Origin of the sequence: Riemerella anatipestifer (assembly GCF_009932355.1) — a bacterium.
Classification (GTDB): Bacteria; Bacteroidota; Bacteroidia; order Flavobacteriales; family Weeksellaceae; genus Riemerella; species Riemerella anatipestifer_E.
This window is the reverse complement of record NZ_LEKU01000017.1, coordinates 1-16,162: the sequence shown is the minus strand read 5'-3', so window position 1 is coordinate 16,162 and position 16,162 is coordinate 1. Positions and strand designations below refer to the sequence as shown.

General features: G+C 34.4%; 12 protein-coding genes and 1 pseudogene. All 13 read right to left on the bottom strand.

The annotated features are described in order from the left end of the window. Positions 1-49: 49 nt before the first annotated feature. A complete protein-coding gene (gene groES / locus GXW81_RS06950) occupies positions 50-328 on the bottom strand; it encodes a co-chaperone GroES (RefSeq protein ID WP_004919811.1) in 279 nt (92 codons plus the stop codon). A gap of 237 nt (positions 329-565) precedes the next feature. Beyond that, entirely contained in the window at positions 566-979 is a 414-nt protein-coding gene (locus GXW81_RS06945) for an META domain-containing protein (RefSeq protein WP_161531739.1), read from the bottom strand. Positions 980-996: 17 nt separating this feature from the next. Continuing rightward, on the bottom strand, positions 997-3,399 hold the full coding sequence (gene pheT, locus GXW81_RS06940) for a phenylalanine--tRNA ligase subunit beta (protein WP_161531738.1): 2,403 nt from the start codon (positions 3,397-3,399) through the stop codon (positions 997-999). 138 nt (positions 3,400-3,537) lie between these two features. Next, on the bottom strand, positions 3,538-4,668 hold the full coding sequence (dnaN, locus tag GXW81_RS06935; protein WP_154136963.1) for a DNA polymerase III subunit beta: 1,131 nt from the start codon (positions 4,666-4,668) through the stop codon (positions 3,538-3,540). Between the two features lie 101 nt (positions 4,669-4,769). Next, on the bottom strand, positions 4,770-5,615 hold the full coding sequence (locus GXW81_RS06930) for an HAEPLYID family protein (RefSeq protein ID WP_161531737.1): 846 nt from the start codon (positions 5,613-5,615) through the stop codon (positions 4,770-4,772). A gap of 96 nt (positions 5,616-5,711) precedes the next feature. After that, positions 5,712-6,116: a hypothetical protein gene (locus GXW81_RS06925; RefSeq protein WP_161531736.1), complete on the bottom strand. Its 405-nt coding sequence runs from the start codon at positions 6,114-6,116 to the stop codon at positions 5,712-5,714. A gap of 11 nt (positions 6,117-6,127) precedes the next feature. Continuing rightward, the gene (locus tag GXW81_RS06920) at positions 6,128-8,794 is read right to left on the bottom strand and encodes a PD-(D/E)XK nuclease family protein (RefSeq protein WP_161531735.1); all 2,667 of its coding nucleotides are present in this window, start codon (positions 8,792-8,794) and stop codon (positions 6,128-6,130) included. 33 nt (positions 8,795-8,827) lie between these two features. Continuing rightward, positions 8,828-9,463 (bottom strand): 16S rRNA (guanine(527)-N(7))-methyltransferase RsmG, encoded by a 636-nt coding sequence (rsmG, locus tag GXW81_RS06915; protein WP_161531734.1) that lies wholly within the window; start codon positions 9,461-9,463, stop codon positions 8,828-8,830. Between the two features lie 12 nt (positions 9,464-9,475). After that, positions 9,476-10,498 carry a UDP-glucose 4-epimerase GalE gene (gene galE, locus GXW81_RS06910; RefSeq protein WP_161531733.1) on the bottom strand — a complete coding sequence of 341 codons (1,023 nt, stop codon included), beginning with the start codon at positions 10,496-10,498 and terminating at the stop codon, positions 9,476-9,478. Positions 10,499-10,507: 9 nt separating this feature from the next. After that, a complete protein-coding gene (locus GXW81_RS06905; RefSeq protein WP_161531732.1) occupies positions 10,508-11,635 on the bottom strand; it encodes a DegT/DnrJ/EryC1/StrS aminotransferase family protein in 1,128 nt (375 codons plus the stop codon). A 74-nt stretch (positions 11,636-11,709) separates the two neighbouring features. After that, positions 11,710-14,139: a thiamine pyrophosphate-dependent enzyme gene (locus GXW81_RS06900; protein ID WP_161531731.1), complete on the bottom strand. Its 2,430-nt coding sequence runs from the start codon at positions 14,137-14,139 to the stop codon at positions 11,710-11,712. Between the two features lie 191 nt (positions 14,140-14,330). Beyond that, positions 14,331-15,893, bottom strand: a complete 1,563-nt coding sequence (locus GXW81_RS06895) for a hypothetical protein (protein ID WP_161531730.1) — start codon at positions 15,891-15,893, stop codon at positions 14,331-14,333. Between the two features lie 134 nt (positions 15,894-16,027). Continuing rightward, a pseudogene (locus tag GXW81_RS10540) lies at positions 16,028-16,162 on the bottom strand (IS256 family transposase); the annotation flags it as partial.

Here is a 16,162-nt window from a genome sequence, read left to right as displayed (position 1 = left end):
AAAACACAGATTAAACTTCTGTATTACTTATTTTTTATTGATTAGATTTTTAACCTAAAATACCTAAAAGATCACCTTCTCTTACGATAAGATAATCTTTACCATCAAGTTTAAGTTCTGTACCAGAATACTTACCATAAAGCACTTTATCTCCTACTTTTACAGTCATAGGTTCATCTTTTTTCCCTGCACCTACAGCTACTACTACACCTTCTTGAGGTTTTTCTTTTGCTGTATCTGGGATAATAATTCCTGATGCTGTTTTAGTTTCAGCTGCTGCTGGTTCTACCAAAACTCTGTCTGATAATGGTTTAAAATTTACTGACATATCGTTTTAAATTTTTATTGTTTAATTTTAACTTCTACCCTAAACACGAAAAAAATGCCAAACAACTCATAGTATCAAACATAAGACATTTTGACACATGAAAATGACAAAGATTTATAAAATATGACAAGAATTAAAACAGTAGTGATAAATACAATCTTATCTTTCCTTTCTATACAAAAAACGGATTGAAATATTTTCTTTTCAATCCGCTTTATATTATTTAATCAAAACAATCTACTTCTTACTAAACTTCATTAGTGGTAACTGGTCTTTGTAAAGCGTAAGAGTAGTGCCATCACTTTCGTATCTATTGGCTTTTTCCAACATTTTTAGAAAGTTTTGCTCCACCAACATATCCTTACAAGCCATTCTAGTAGAACCTACATTCTCTACCGAGAAAGCTCCCGTTTGTGCATCTATTTTAAGCTGTCCAAAATAATTGTTACACCCAGAGTTTCCTGATACTTTCTCTGTTTCTACTATCAAAGTAGGTACTTTGCTAGAACCGAGTCTGCTTTCCGCTAAAACCCACTCTGTTGATAATAAACTAACTTGATTCTTTTTACTCTTAGTTGTAGTTGTATTACCAACCGTGGCACAAGAAAACATCAGCAAACCTATACCTAATGTTAATATTATATTTTTCATAACCTTTTTATTTGTATTTACGAGCGTAGCTCTGCATTAAAATTTTTCTCAAAGAGCGTGATTAGCCCTCCCATTATTTCTGAAATTTCTTTTTCTTCTAATGTTTTTTCTTCGTTAAGAAGTTCAAAACTCAAAGCGTAAGATTTCTTACCCTCTGGCAAATTCTTACCTTCGTAAACATCAAACAAATTAACCGATTTAAGATACTGCGACGGCTTCTTCATCACCTCTTGATATAAGTCTGAATAAGTGATGTTTTTATCTAAAAGTAACGCTAAATCTCTTCTTATCTTATTAAATTTAGGTATTTCTCTAAACTTAAAATTACCTTTAGTCCTCAGTTCTTGACAGGTCTCTACTTCTATCTCTGCATAAAACGCCTCCTGCTCCATATCTGCTGATTTAAGATATTCTGATGCTACTTTACCTAGCCTTGCCAATACCTTACCGTCAGAAACAAACTCTAACCCATCACTGAAACGAGCATCTTGCAAAGGTTTCTCCTGAATAACAATACCTAAAACTTCTAACGCTAACTTAACATAAGACTTTAAGTGATAGAAATCTGTACTAGATTTCGGTACAAGCCAATTTTCAGATTGATGTCTACCAGAAATCAGCATTGCTAATTGCTTTCTTTCTTTATAAGTTTCAAATTTATGATAGATTTTACCTAATTCAAAAAACTTAACATCTGTATTTTTACGGTTGATATTATAGACTGCATTCTGTAATAAACCTTCTAATAAAGAAGTTCTCATAAATGCCAAATCATTACTCAATGGGTTAAGTAATTTAACTGCATTGGTTTCATCTTTCACCGTAGTAAGCGAGTTGTTCATCACTTCATTAAATCCGTTGGACTGTAACAATCTAGCCCAAGTATTTTCTAAAGCATCTTGGTCTTCAAAACTCAATTTTACTGGCGAAAACGCAATCTTCTGAGGGCTATCTATTTTGTTATATCCATAGATTCTAAGCACTTCTTCTATCACATCTATCTCTCTAGTAACATCTGCTCTATAAGTTGGCACAGAAAGCTCTAGACCATCTGGAATTTCGTTAAGAATTTCTATTTCAAGCGATTTTAATATCTTCTTTACCGTCTCACGGTGGATTTTAACTCCAAGAATTTGGTCTAACTTAGAGTATCTAAATAGCACATAATGCGGATTTATTTTCTCAGGATATACCTCTATTAAATCTCCTATAAGCTCTGCTTCTGCCACCTCTTTAAGAAGGCTTATCGCTTTGGTAATGGCTATTCTAACCGCATTAACATCTACACCTCTTTCGAAACGGAAAGATGCATCTGTATTTAAACCATGAGCTTTCGCCGCTTTTCTTACGGATACTGGATTGAAATAAGCACTTTCTAGGAAAACTTTTGTCGTTGAATCCGAAACACCAGAATCTGCTCCACCAAATACCCCTGCAATACACATTGGCTTATCCGAAGCGTCTTTTATCATAATCTCTGCACCGTTAAGCGTTCGTTCTACACCATCTAAAGTGGTAAATTTAGTTCCAGAATTACAAACACCTACAACTACTTTTTGTCCAAAAATTTTATTTGCATCAAATGCATGTAGAGGCTGCCCCAAACCGTGTAAAATATAGTTGGTAACATCTACCACATTATTGATAGGATTTAAACCTATGGCTTTAAGTTTATTTTTCAGCCACTCTGGAGAAGGCTTTACCTTAACATTATCCAAAACAGCTCCTATATATCTAGGGCAAAGCTCTGCATCTTCTACCTCTATAGAAAATCCGTGCTCACCTTCTGGGTGAAAAATATCAGATGATACCTTTTCAAATTCTGTTTCGGTGGTATTAGACGCGTACAGAAAAGCATTCAAATCTCTAGCCACACCATAATGAGACATTGCATCTGTTCTGTTAGGCGTTAGCCCTATTTCATAGACTTCATCTTTAGTGATTTCAAAATAATCTGCAAAAGGCTTCCCTACTTCGTGAGTTTCGTCTAAAACCATAATTCCATCATGGCTAGTCCCTAACCCTAGTTCATCTTCAGCACATATCATTCCTTCGGATACCTCTCCTCTTATTTTAGCCTTTTTGATTTCAAAACTATTCCCTTCTTTATCATAAAGCGTTGTTCCTACTACCGCCACAGGCACTAATTGCCCAGCCTCTACATTAGGTGCTCCACATACAATTTCTAAAACCTTACCTCCTCCTACATCTACAGTTGTTTTTTTGAGTTTATCTGCGTTTGGGTGTTTTTCACAAGTTAAAACTTTACCTACCACAATACCCTCTAAACTTCCTTTTATACTTTCAAAAGTTTCTATACCCTCTACTTCTAGCCCTATGTCCGTAAGGTAAGCTCCTATCTTCTCTGAACTCAAGTCGGTTTTGATGTAGTTTTTTAACCAATTATTTGATATTTTCATTCTTTATTATGTGTTTGAAAATCTTTATTATTTTTAAAATATTGACTTAAATTTTCCTTAAAACAAAATTTGAGATTTGTATTTCAAATCTCAAATTCTGAAAGTAATTTAATATACAATCACTTTAGTTATTACTGTTTACATTCCTATGACAGGCATAGAAAGCATTAAAATATGTTCGTTTTCATCTAACCCATCTATCGGTTCTAAAATACCTGGACGGTTAGGCTGAGACATTCTCATCAATACATCATCGGAACTCAAAACTGATAACATTTCTGTTAAAAATTTAGAACTGAAGCCAATGTTGATATCTTCTCCTTTATAGTCGCAAGGAATCTGCATATCTGCTTTATTAGCAAACTCGGTATCCTCCGCGTGTAGATGAAGGATATTCCCTGATAACTTAAATCTTACTTGATTAGTAGATTTGTTAGATAAAATAGATGCTCTTCTAATAGAACTAAGTAGTAAATTTCTATTTACTGTAAGCAAATTAGGGTTTTCTTGAGGGATTACCGCAGAATAATTAGGATATTTACCATCTATTAAACGACAAATCCAAATATGATTACCAAAGGTAAATTTAGCCATATTCTCATTAAACTCAATAACAACTTCTTCCTCTGTATTGGCTAGAATATTTTTAAAAATACTCAATGGCTTTTTAGGCATAATGAACTCTATAGGCTCACTATTTTTAATGTCTTTTCTCTTGTAAACTACCAATCTATGAGAATCTGTAGATACAAAATTAGCCTCATTTTCTCCAAACTGGAATAAAACTCCCGTCATTACAGGGCGAAGCGTATCATTACTTGTAGCAAACAAAGTATTTACCAACGCTTCTGCTAATACCCCTGAAGGTATCGTAACACTTTGTGAAGCATCAAACTCTGGCAACTCTGGGTAGTCTTCTGCGTTATCTAGAGCCACCTCATAGTTATCTCTATCATCTAGAATTTCTAGTAAAGCTCCCATTTCATTAGCAGACTCCTTTACTGTAAAAGTTAAAGGCTGTTCACCAAAGGTCTTTATTAACTCCTGAAAAGTCTTCGCAGGAACTGCTATTTTACCTTGATCTTCAGACATTACCTCTAGAGAAGTTACCAAAGTAGTTTCCCCGTCAGATGAAGTAATTTTAAGATTTTGATTATCTAGTTCGAACAAATAGTTTTCTAGAATAGGGCGTGATTGTGAACTGGAAATCACACCACTTACCACTTGTAAAGCCTTTTGTAACTCGCTACTTGCTACGATAAATCTCATAAATAAAAATTATTTGGATACAAATATAGGTAATTGTAATAAAACAATAAAAAAAAGTAACATTTTTTGAACTTCTAGACTCAAAAAGTTATTAACAAATACTAGTGTTTGGGTTCCCATATCAATCTTAGAAAAGAGCTCAATCGTTCATTTTCTCTACTTACAGGAATCCCCACAACAACACCCAACATCAGCTGCTCCGAAATACCCAAACGCATCTGAGGACGCATGACCATATCAAAATTACCTTTATCAAAGGTTTTATTAAGTTCCACTCCCACAAAATTTCTTGTCCCCGAAATCATATAATGGAAACTAGAATGTACATCGTACACCATATGAAATTTATTGGTGATAAAACTCTGCTCTATCATTGGTCCTGTATAAACCAAAGTATGGAAATTATTTCTCCAGCGTTTAGCCACTACAAAAAATGGATTGTATATATTTCCTTTAATTAAAGGTTTTCCAAAGCGTCCAAAATCTGAAAACTCTAGCTCGTTGATGTAGCCTAAAGCCATTGTTGTCGCTTTCTCTTCGTTTACCAAAAACGACCATTGTAACGCTAATTTCAGACTATTAAGTTTACTAGACGGTGCTTGCACTCTCTCGTTTCCTGTAGGAGAATAGAATGTAAACGGTAGCTCTACTTCTAACCCTAACCTATCAATAGGAGCCCATTCGTACTCTACCAATGCTTCATAAGCATCAAAATTGAGTTTATCTGTTAAACCAAGTCCTAAATTCCATTCTTTTTCACCTTTTCTCGCTCCTAAATCCCTTATCAAATCTATATACAAAGGTTCTGCGTGTAAAACTTTGGCTGGTTCTTTAGTATCTTCCACCTCTGCTATATAAAGACTATCTTTTTCATTTTTAATATTTTGAGAAAACAACATAGCAGATAACAAGCCTAAGACAAGTAGTATTATTTTTCTAAAATTCATGTTATTTTTGATTTTAATCTAAATTTATTTCACAACTCTAAATAGTCCTTAATTCATTAAGAACTATAATTATCATAAACCATTTATAAATTAAAATCAAATTTTAGGCGGAGGCACATCAAATTGAGAAAAGCCGTTAAGGAGCTTGGATACACCAACAGCACGAATATATTTTGAGAAACAAATCTCAACCATCTGAACTGATTTACACAGAGAAAATAATCCGAAAAACCAGTTATATTTAGCTTTTTTAGTATAATTATCCAAATCATACTCCTCGGATTCTTCTATGGCATTTTCATACTTAAATACTTTTTCTACAATAACCTCTATAATGCTTTCCATATCATTATAATTTGAAGTTTCTGAGAAATAGTATCTATCATCATCTGGAGTATCTATGCTTATATTCATGAAATAAACTCCCAAAATTCCCCAAAGAAATTTTAGAAAAGTTTTATTTCTGAAATTATTCATTTTAATGATACTCTTTTTCGCCATAATATATCTTTCTAAACACTTTCCTCAAAATCTATATCAGGGTTGAGAATTTCTGTAATAATACTTGATATTGAAACCATAGCATCAGACAAATCACCGTCTATTTCTAGCATTTGTACTCCACGACTTACCTCTGCAAAACTCCATATCCCACAACTAATATCCTTACCCAAAAACTCGGAAAGTTGCCCCATAGAATAGGCATAAATACAAAGCTGAAGTGCTTGTTTATAGTCTTTATTTTTAAGGAGTGTTTCCCTATTTTTATCAGAAATTTTCAGTCTTAGATTTTTAGTTTTAGCCGTTTTATAATCTATCACTCTTAGATTTCCGTTGAGCCTATCAATCCTATCTATAAAACCTTTAAAAGCCACTTCTAACTCATCTGAAACCTTAAATTTAACATCTTTGATTTCTTTTTCTAAATCCAGAATTTCTAAGGTATTTCCACTAGAAACCAGCTCTAAATCTAACTTTAAAACATCTCCTATGACTTTTTTAGCCATCTGCTGATGTACGAAATTCATACCTCTTTCGTAAAATTCGGGCTGATGTTTCAGTGTTTTTATTGCAAACTCAACACTTTCATCTATTTGAGTAATTGCCCATTCTAAATCCTGTGGAGTTAATATCTTTCCTTTTAATTTACCGTATAAAAACTCCAATGCATAATGCACTAAATTACCATAGTTTCTGAGAGAAAGCTCCTCCTCTATTTCGGAGGTTTCCTTTATCTTTAAAACCACTTTAGCATAAAAATCAATAGGATTATAGAGGTAAGTGGTAAGGTGTGATGCCGCAATATTATGTTGCCATTCTTTGAGCCGTTCCATTACTTGTGGAGTTTTATAAACCACCATCGGAAGCACCTCTACAGGTTGAGACTCATTCTCCACCATAATTTTTTGCACTTGATGAGGACTTTCCATTTCTATTTGAGTGATAAACCTGCTTTTCTCTCCCGTATTAACGCCTGAAGACAAGGCATTATAAAGTAAATGGATATGATGAGCGTCTTGCAACAATCGGTAGAAATGATAGGCATAAATACCATCATTCTCCAAGAAAGTATTAAGTCCGAAGTTCTTCCTTACATCAAAAGGCAGATAGGTATTTTGCGAGTTCCCCAGCGGAAGTTTACCTTCGTTAGTGGATAGCAAAATGATGTTTTCAAAATTGAGCAATCTGGTTTCTAACAACCCCATAACCTGCAAACCAGACAATGGTTCACCCTGAAAGTCCACAGATTCTGTGCTTACCATCTGATTAACCAAAATCTCTAAATCCTCTATACTTACTTCAAATTGGTAAGGCTCTAATTGATTTTTAACGATTTTAAAACTCTTTTCAAAATAAGAAATATTCTCGTACTGAATATCATCTATATGTTTGTATTTCAACTGATAACAAAAAGCTATCAATATTTCCAGCAGCTCTTTAACACCTTGTTTTTCAAAGATGTTAAAGAAATTCAATCCACCCAAGTATTCTTTTAAAAGAGAGTAGGAAACATAAACAATATTATGCTCCGAAATGTAGTTTACAAAAGTTCTAATGATTTTATCTTCCTGCTCATCGGTTGGCAAAGTTTCCAAAATCCCCACGACATCGTGATGATAATAAGTTGATGATTTTTTCTCTAGCTGTTTGTGCAGATAAAAAATCTGTTTCATAGCGTTGCTAAAAGATAAATTCTTAAGCGGAAGCCCCATCGTAATATTAACTTTAGGCACTTCTGATAGAACTTCTAAACAAGCAGGAAGTAAGTTTTCGTCTAGTAAAACCAACGCTGTCTTAGAGTAGTCTGACTCTTTATAATCTTTGAATATTTTAGGAATCACCTGCGTTTGGGTAACATTGCCCGAAACCTCATAAACATTGATGTTTTTAGATTGAGTAAACTGATTCTCTACCCAACTAAAATCTCTGTAATCATTGAACTCCGCCCAATCTATATAACGCCTTAGAAACTGCCCTGCTTCTTGCCTTTTGTCTTTAATATAATACTCGTCCGCTTGGAAAAAACATTGTGCTTTGTCCCATTGTAACAACTGCCTTACTAGCAATTCTTCAACCGGCGTAAAGGCATTAAAACCACAAAAAACATATTGCTCCGATGTCTGCTCTGCAAATAATTTAACTTTAGATTTGGCTTCCTGATGAAGCATTCCAGAGGTTGCCCATTGCTTAGCTTTAAGCTCTTTTTTTAGCAATGGTAAAAAGGTGGTCATTTTTCGCCAAAAGTTGAGATTTCTTTGCCTTGCGTTGTCTTCTTCTCCTAAAGTTTCTCCCCAGTTTTTAATGCGTTCCTCATCAAACATATATTCCAACACCGCCTCATCAGAATCAGAAAACATTAAAATATCGTCCCAATCCTTCAATAATGTTGGAAACCATTTTAAAAACTGATCAAAATCCTCTGTCGGAAATAGCTGCCTATAAACATTATAAGCAAATAGCCATAAGGAAATACCTTTGATTTCTTGATAACCAGAAATATCCCTAATGAGTTCCTCAATAGTAGAAAATTGCGGAAGTAGCCCCGAATATTTTTTTTGATTTTTTAGAATATCCTTAATAAATATCACGGGTCTTTTACCTGGTAAAACGATGTTAAACCGAGATAAATCCGATGACTGCTCTAATAATTCATCTACAATTTTATTAAGGAAATTCATAAGTGATTTTTTGCTAAATCTATTTTTTAACTTTTATGAATTGATGTTACCTTTAGAGAGATACACTACTTTTTTGGTATCAAAAAACTCTTCTTCAAAGTAATTTTTAAGGTTAAAAATCTCGCATTTAAGTCCTGCCAATTCCTCCGCCAAATCACCACCTTTTAGATAAAGCACACCATTATGTTTAGGATTAAATTGTTCTTTTTCAAATTTTCCTTTTAGCCATCGCAAAAACACAGGCATCTGCGTAACCGCTCGGCTGACTACAAAATGGTATTTATCCTTAAGTTTTTCGGCTCTTCCGTGTATGGCTATTAAATTCTTCAGTTCCAACGCTTCTGATACCGCTTGTACTACTTTTATCTTCTTCCCAATAGAATCTATTAAAGTGAACTCTACTTCTGGAAACATTATCGCCAAAGGTATCCCTGGAAATCCACCGCCAGTACCAATATCTAGAACTTTTGTTCCTTCAGAAAAAGGCATTACCTTAGCGATACCTAAAGAGTGTAATACATGTTTTTCATAGAGGCTATCCGTATCTTTCCTTGAAATCACATTTATTTTTTCGTTCCACTCTTTATAGAGAGGTTCTAACATAGCAAACTGATGTTGCTGCTGCTCGGTAAGTTCTGGAAAATATTTTAATATCAGATCCTTCATCATCAATTTAATTCATCAAATATTAGTATTCTTCTCTAGATATTTTTGCCATTCCCAAGTCGTTCTAAGTGCCTCTTCTAAAGAAGTTTCTGCTTTCCAACCGAGTTCTCTCTCTGCCTTATCTACATTAGCATAAGCTATAGTAATATCGCCTTCTCTACGACTGCATATTTGATACGGCACTTCTACCCGATTGGCATTTTCAAAAGCTTTAACGACTTCTAAAACCGAAGAACCTTGCCCTGTTCCTAAATTATAAATATCCAAAACAGTCTCTTCTTTTGCATTGATGAGCTTTTTAAGTGCTGCCAAATGAGCCTTAGCTAAATCTACCACATAAATATAATCTCTAATCGCAGTACCATCTGGCGTTGGATAATCGTCTCCCCAAATACTAAGTTTCTCTCTAATCCCTGCCGCTGTTTGTGTAACATAAGGCACCAAATTGTTAGGTACTCCCAACGGTAACTCTCCTATTTTGCCCGAAGGATGTGCCCCAATGGGATTAAAGTACCTCAACAAAGACACTTTTTTAGCGTGAGCTCTAGAAAAATCCTTTAAAATCTCCTCTCCCATCTGCTTGGTTTTACCATAGGAAGATTCTGGAGTTTTAAGTGATGTATTTTCGTCTATTGGCATTTCGTCTGCCTGACCATAAACCGTACACGACGAAGAAAATATAAAGTTAGATATATTTCGTTCTTTAAATTCTTGTAATATATTGATTAGAGAAAATAGATTGTTCTCATAGTAATCTATCGGTTTCACTTGGCTTTCTCCGACCGCTTTAAAAGCAGCAAAGTTGATACAACCTTCTATATTATGAGCATCTAAAACTTGGCTTAATAATTCTCTTCGTTTTAAATCGAAAGGATAGAAAATAGGTTTTTTGTCTGTAATTTCTTCTATATTTCTAAGTACAAATTTCTCCGAATTAGACATATCATCTACAATCACTACATCAAAACCATCATTCAATAGTTCAACCACTGTATGAGAGCCTATATAGCCTAAACCTCCAGTTACTAATATCGTCATAACTCCTTCTTATTTATTTACAAACTCTAAAACAGTTTCTGTAATATATTTTAACTGTTCGTCATCTAACTCGGTATGCATTGGTAATGAAATTACTTCGGATAACAAACGGTCTGTATTTATAAAATCGGCATCATTACTTTCTTGGTAGTAAGCCTTCTGCTTTCTAAGTGCCACAGGATAGTATATCATCGCAGGAATTTCTTTTTCTGCCAAATATTGCTGAAGTTCATTTCTTTTTCCATTAAGGATTCTAAGAGTGTATTGATGAAATACGTGCGTTGAATTTTCTGCTCTTTTTGGAGTTAAAATATGAGGACAATCTTTAAAAGCCTCATCGTAAAAATCCGCAGCTTTGCGTCTAGCTTCGTTATAGTTATCCAAATGTGGTAGTTTTTTTCTTAGAACCGCTGCCTGTATGCTATCTAGTCTTGAATTAACACCCACCTCATCGTGATAATAGCGTTCGTACATTCCATGGTTTACAATTCCTCTTAGGCGGTGAGCCAAAGCATCATCATTAGTAAAGATAGCACCTCCGTCTCCATAACACCCTAAATTCTTAGACGGAAAGAACGATGTCGTTCCTATAGTTCCCATCGTACCAGATTTTTTAGTTGTTCCGTCGGCAAAAGTATATTCTGCACCTATAGCCTGTGCATTGTCTTCTACTACAAAAATATTGTGTTCCTTTGCTACTTTTAGAATCTCCTCCATGTTAGCACATTGCCCAAATAAATGCACAGGAATTATTGCTTTAGTCTTTGGTGTAATGGCTTTCTTTAACTTTTCTACATCTATAGTAAAAGTATCATAGTCCACATCTACCAAAACAGCTTTCAACTTCAATAAGTGTATTACCTCTACCGTTGCAGCAAAGGTAAAGTCTGCAGTAATTACCTCATCTCCTTCTTTTAAATCTAAAGCCATTAAAGCTATTTGGAGTGCATCCGTACCATTAGCACAAGGGATTACATGTTTTACATCTAAATATTCTTCTAACTCGGATTGGAAAGATTTAACCTCCGAACCATTGATGAATTGTGCCGACTGCATTACATTAAGCACCGCATTATCCACTTCATTTTTAATTTTAAAATACTGGCTCTGCAAATCTACCATTTGTATCTTTCTCATAATATTGAGTTTTATGTATTAAATAGGTTGAGCGACTGCCGTTAAACAATCGCTCTTATAATTTTTATTACTGTTTATATTCTAGGAAATTTACTTGGATTAGTTTCGTGAAACACCGCATAAACTTCCTCTACTATATCGTCCACAGAAGGTTTACTAAAGTAATCCCCATCACTAGCATAAGCTGGTCTGTGGTTTTTAGCCGTAATAGTTACTGGGTCGCTATCCAAATATCTAAAGGCTTTTTGTTTTTCTAAAATTTGCTGAAGAATAAAGGCAGAAGTTCCTCCTTCCACATCTTCATCTATCACCACCAAACGATTGGTTCTCTGAAGACTTTTTGCAATTTCGTTCTCTAAGTCAAACGGAATTAACGACTGAACATCTATCACCTCCGCTGAAATGCCTAGCTGCTCTAGCTCTTTCGCAGCCTCCATCACCACACGCCAAGTAGAACCATAAGTAACAAGGGTAACATCTACCCCTTCTTTCGTTACCTCTATTTTACCCACAGGCACGGTAAATTCGCCTAAGTTGTCTGGTTGTTTTTCTTTTAAACGATAACCATTAAGACACTCCACAATTACCGCAGGTTCATCACTTTGTAACATCGTGTTGTAAAACCCAGCTGCTTTAGTTAAGTTTCTAGGAACTAATACCAAAATTCCTTTGGACAAGTTAAGTATCCCCGCCATAGGAGAGCCTGAATGCCAAATCCCCTCTAATCTATGCCCTCTGGTTCTTATAATTACTGGCGCTTTTTGTCCCCCTTTAGTTCTGTATTGCACTGTTGCTAAATCATCACTCATACCTTGCAAACAGTAGAGAATGTAGTCTAAATATTGAATTTCCGCAATTGGACGAAGCCCTCTCATCGCCATACCAATCCCTTGACCTAAAATAGTGGCTTCTCTAATCCCTGTATCTGCCACTCTCGTTGCGCCATACTTCTCCTGCATTCCTTCCAAACCTTGGTTCACATCTCCAATGTTCCCTGTGTCTTCTCCAAAAACTAAGGTTTGTGGATATTTTTCAAATATTTTATCAAAATTATTTCTTACTACTACCCTTCCGTCCACTTCTTCGGAGTTATCACTATAAATTGGCTTTACTTCTTTTACATTAGTTGCCTTCCATTGAGATTGAGAGTAAAGATGAGATGAATAATGGTCTTGCTCCTGCAATAAAAGCTCTTGATAAGTATTTTCTAAATCTTTTCTTTCCGCAGAATCTTGCCCTCTTGTAAGCCATAGTGCTTTTCTCATCAGATGGAACACATCTCTCTTTCCAACCGATATGATTTTACCAAAATCTTGCAATAAAGACTCTACTTGAGTATTTTGAGCTTTAAGTTTTTCTACCGCTGACAACCCTCTATCTTTAACGGCTTTAATAGCGTTTTGGTAGTCTTCCCACGCTCTTTTTTGTCCTTCTTTAACTTCTTTCTTTGCCTCTTTATCTAAAGCATCTAACTCTTCTGCTGTGGCAAGAATTTCCGTTTGTCCGTCTATTTCTATACTATAATTAAGTATCCATTCTCTAAACTGTTTAAGACCATCGTACTCTGCTTCCCAGTTTAATCTCTCTTCTGATTTATATCTTTCGTGAGAACCCGATGTAGAGTGTCCCTGCGGCTGCGTAACTTCTTTAACGTGAACTACCACTGGAATGCTTTGATTCCTTGCAAAATCTTCTGCTCTAGCGTAAGCGTCTAACAAGGCTGGATAATCCCACGCCTTTACGGTAATGATTTCGCAACCTTCAGCTTTACCTTCTTTTCTTTGGAAGCCTGATAGCATTTCGGTAATATCCGTTTTAGCTCTTTGGTTGTGCGTAGGCACAGAAATACCATAACCATCGTCCCAAATACTTACAATCATAGGGACTTGCAAGGCACACGCAGCATTGAGAGTTTCCCAAAAATGACCTTCCGCAGTAGAGGCATCTCCTATCGTCCCGAAAGCTACTTCGTTGCCATTACGAGAAAATTTTTCTGAACCTTCAAACTGAATTTCTTTATAAATTTTAGAGGCTTGTGCTAAACCTAAAAGTCTAGGCATTTGCCCTGCTGTAGGTGATATATCGGAAGAGATATTTTTTTGTTCTGTTAAATTTTTCCAACTGCCATCTTCGTTAAGGCTTCTAGTGGCGTAATGTCCGTTCATTTGTCTTCCTGCCGATGCGGGCTCTCTTTCTACACTTGTATCTGCATAAAGCTGTGCGAAAAAACTCTCTACACTTACGGCTTGTATCGCTAAGGCAAAAGTTTGGTCTCTGTAATATCCCGACCTAAAGTCGCCGTTTCTAAATACCCTTGCCATCGCCAACTGTGGCAACTCTTTACCATCACCAAAGATACCAAATTTTGCTTTTCCTGTAAGCACCTCTCTCCTACCTAGATAGGACATCTCTCGGGAAATTTTCCCTAGTTTATAATCGTTTAAAATACTATTTTTAAAATCCTCAAAAGACACTTTTTGAGACTCTATGTAAGTTGTACTCATAACTTATTTTGAATTTTGACAAATATAACAATTCTAAATGAAATATTTTTAGAGCTTGTTTAAAATTTGTTTATCTAAAATTTCTCACAACTACCCAAACAATAAACTCATTATTAGTGGTTTTTATTCTTTTGAAATTTATTTATCTAAAAACCTAATTATACAAAACACATCATAGTACAAAGAATTAACTATTCGTATGTAATGGGAACAACTTTATACACAGAGGTATCTAGTGAGTTTACAAATTTTCTATTAGCAAAAATCCTCAACGAATACTCCTTATTTTTTGAATGAAAAATTTCAAAAAAACCATAATTTTCAATAAATCTCTTGTCTAAATGTATATTCTTTAGAATTTTCGCGTATCCTTCATTTGAGTCGATTTTAAATCTCGCAGGAACCAACTCACTAGGTTTAACAAATTTACAGTCTTGATACCAAAGAACATCTGGACTAAGTTCAAAAAATATATCAAGGTTAAATGACGCATGATTTTTTGGTAAATGCCTATCTTTAACTTTATCAGCATGAGCCATTTTTGTATTATTAAGTCCCAACAAATCAATGGTCTCTCCTTCATATCCAAAGGCAAATCCTCCTGCTGGTATAACTCCCTGAGAGGGAAGTACTTTATTATCTTTAAAAAATAGATTCATTTTTCGTGACTCTTCTCTTCCTCCAATAGCCAAAAACCATTCCTGAATTAAAGGATATCTTACTTCTGTAAAACAATCTTTATAGTTATATTCATTCGAAAAGAATATTAGAAAAAACAATAATATTAATTTAGTTTTACCGGTAAAAAAGCCTAAGTCTCGTAATACTATCACTAATAATAAAACAATGAGTGGAATAATAGGTACGATAAATCTATGTAATCCAAAATGATCCCCCCCACTAAATAACGGAACCAACATAGAGACTCCTACTATTGCAACTAAAATAGTATTTGCCAATACAGCTTTATTCTTTGAAAAAGATTTGAAAACAAACCATATTGAAAAAAACAATAAAACTAAAATAAAAGGCTTTTGAAAAAAAAGTGTGGATAAGTATTCTATACCCGACAACAAATTATCTATTCTGCTATTAGAGACCTTTGCATAATATGTATTAGGTAAAGGATAGCCAAAATACTTTACCCTCCAAAAAAGTAAAAGAAACAGAGTTATAGCGAATGTAAAACAATTTATTAAAGTTCCTATAATAACACTCTTGAGTAATCTCGATAAAAAGTATTCTTTTATTGAGCTTACCATTATAAAAAATGGAACTAAAAACATAGATTCTGGTCTACAAAGCAATAACAAGACATAGAGTATACATAGAGTAAAATAATGCTTAAACTTACTTTCAGTAGATTTATATCTAAGTATCTTTAGAGACACTAAAGTTAGTAGAAAACCCCACAATCCGGTTTCCATAAGTGACAATATTGTCCAATCAATAAAACCAGGAGTAACGCCTATCACAGCAAGAAAAAAAAGTGAACGCCTAGTAAAACTCCCTTTCCTTCTATCTATATAATTAGAAACATCATAGAGCGTGTAAGATATAATGGTAATATTAACTAAAAGCAAGAGTTTTTCCGGAGCTTTCAATATAAGAAAAAATATAGCTCCTATTAAAGTCCAAAGTAAGGAAGTAAATCCTTCTACTCTTTCTCCTCCAATATTATATACAAACCCATAACCATTAGCAAAATTTCTCATGTAAACTAAATATATATTCGCATCATCAATACCTATCAAAGACTTCCCATTAATAAGCCAAGATATAAGGGTTAAAATGATAACATAAAGAAAAATACATAGAAATTTTATAAGTCGTAAAGGACACTATCCCGTAAAGTGTGTAAGTTAAAATTACCGAGGGTTTAACTTTTTTAAAGTTGAACCCTTTGTTCAAAAATAGTTAAAAATTGATTTAAAATCAAGCCCCAATTATGAATAGGTTTCGACCATTTCTTAGTAGCTTCTCTTAAAGCCAAGAAAGTTGATTTCATAACCGCCTCATCTGT

Coding starts and splice junctions, on each gene's coding strand:
- groES (WP_004919811.1), bottom strand. CDS start 328: ATGTCAGTAAATTTTAAACCATTATCAGACAGAGTTTTGGTAGAACCA.
- GXW81_RS06945 (WP_161531739.1), bottom strand. CDS start 979: ATGAAAAATATAATATTAACATTAGGTATAGGTTTGCTGATGTTTTCT.
- pheT (WP_161531738.1), bottom strand. CDS start 3,399: ATGAAAATATCAAATAATTGGTTAAAAAACTACATCAAAACCGACTTG.
- dnaN (WP_154136963.1), bottom strand. CDS start 4,668: ATGAGATTTATCGTAGCAAGTAGCGAGTTACAAAAGGCTTTACAAGTG.
- GXW81_RS06930 (WP_161531737.1), bottom strand. CDS start 5,615: ATGAATTTTAGAAAAATAATACTACTTGTCTTAGGCTTGTTATCTGCT.
- GXW81_RS06925 (WP_161531736.1), bottom strand. CDS start 6,116: ATGGCGAAAAAGAGTATCATTAAAATGAATAATTTCAGAAATAAAACT.
- GXW81_RS06920 (WP_161531735.1), bottom strand. CDS start 8,794: ATGAATTTCCTTAATAAAATTGTAGATGAATTATTAGAGCAGTCATCG.
- rsmG (WP_161531734.1), bottom strand. CDS start 9,463: ATGATGAAGGATCTGATATTAAAATATTTTCCAGAACTTACCGAGCAG.
- galE (WP_161531733.1), bottom strand. CDS start 10,498: ATGACGATATTAGTAACTGGAGGTTTAGGCTATATAGGCTCTCATACA.
- GXW81_RS06905 (WP_161531732.1), bottom strand. CDS start 11,635: ATGAGAAAGATACAAATGGTAGATTTGCAGAGCCAGTATTTTAAAATT.
- GXW81_RS06900 (WP_161531731.1), bottom strand. CDS start 14,139: ATGAGTACAACTTACATAGAGTCTCAAAAAGTGTCTTTTGAGGATTTT.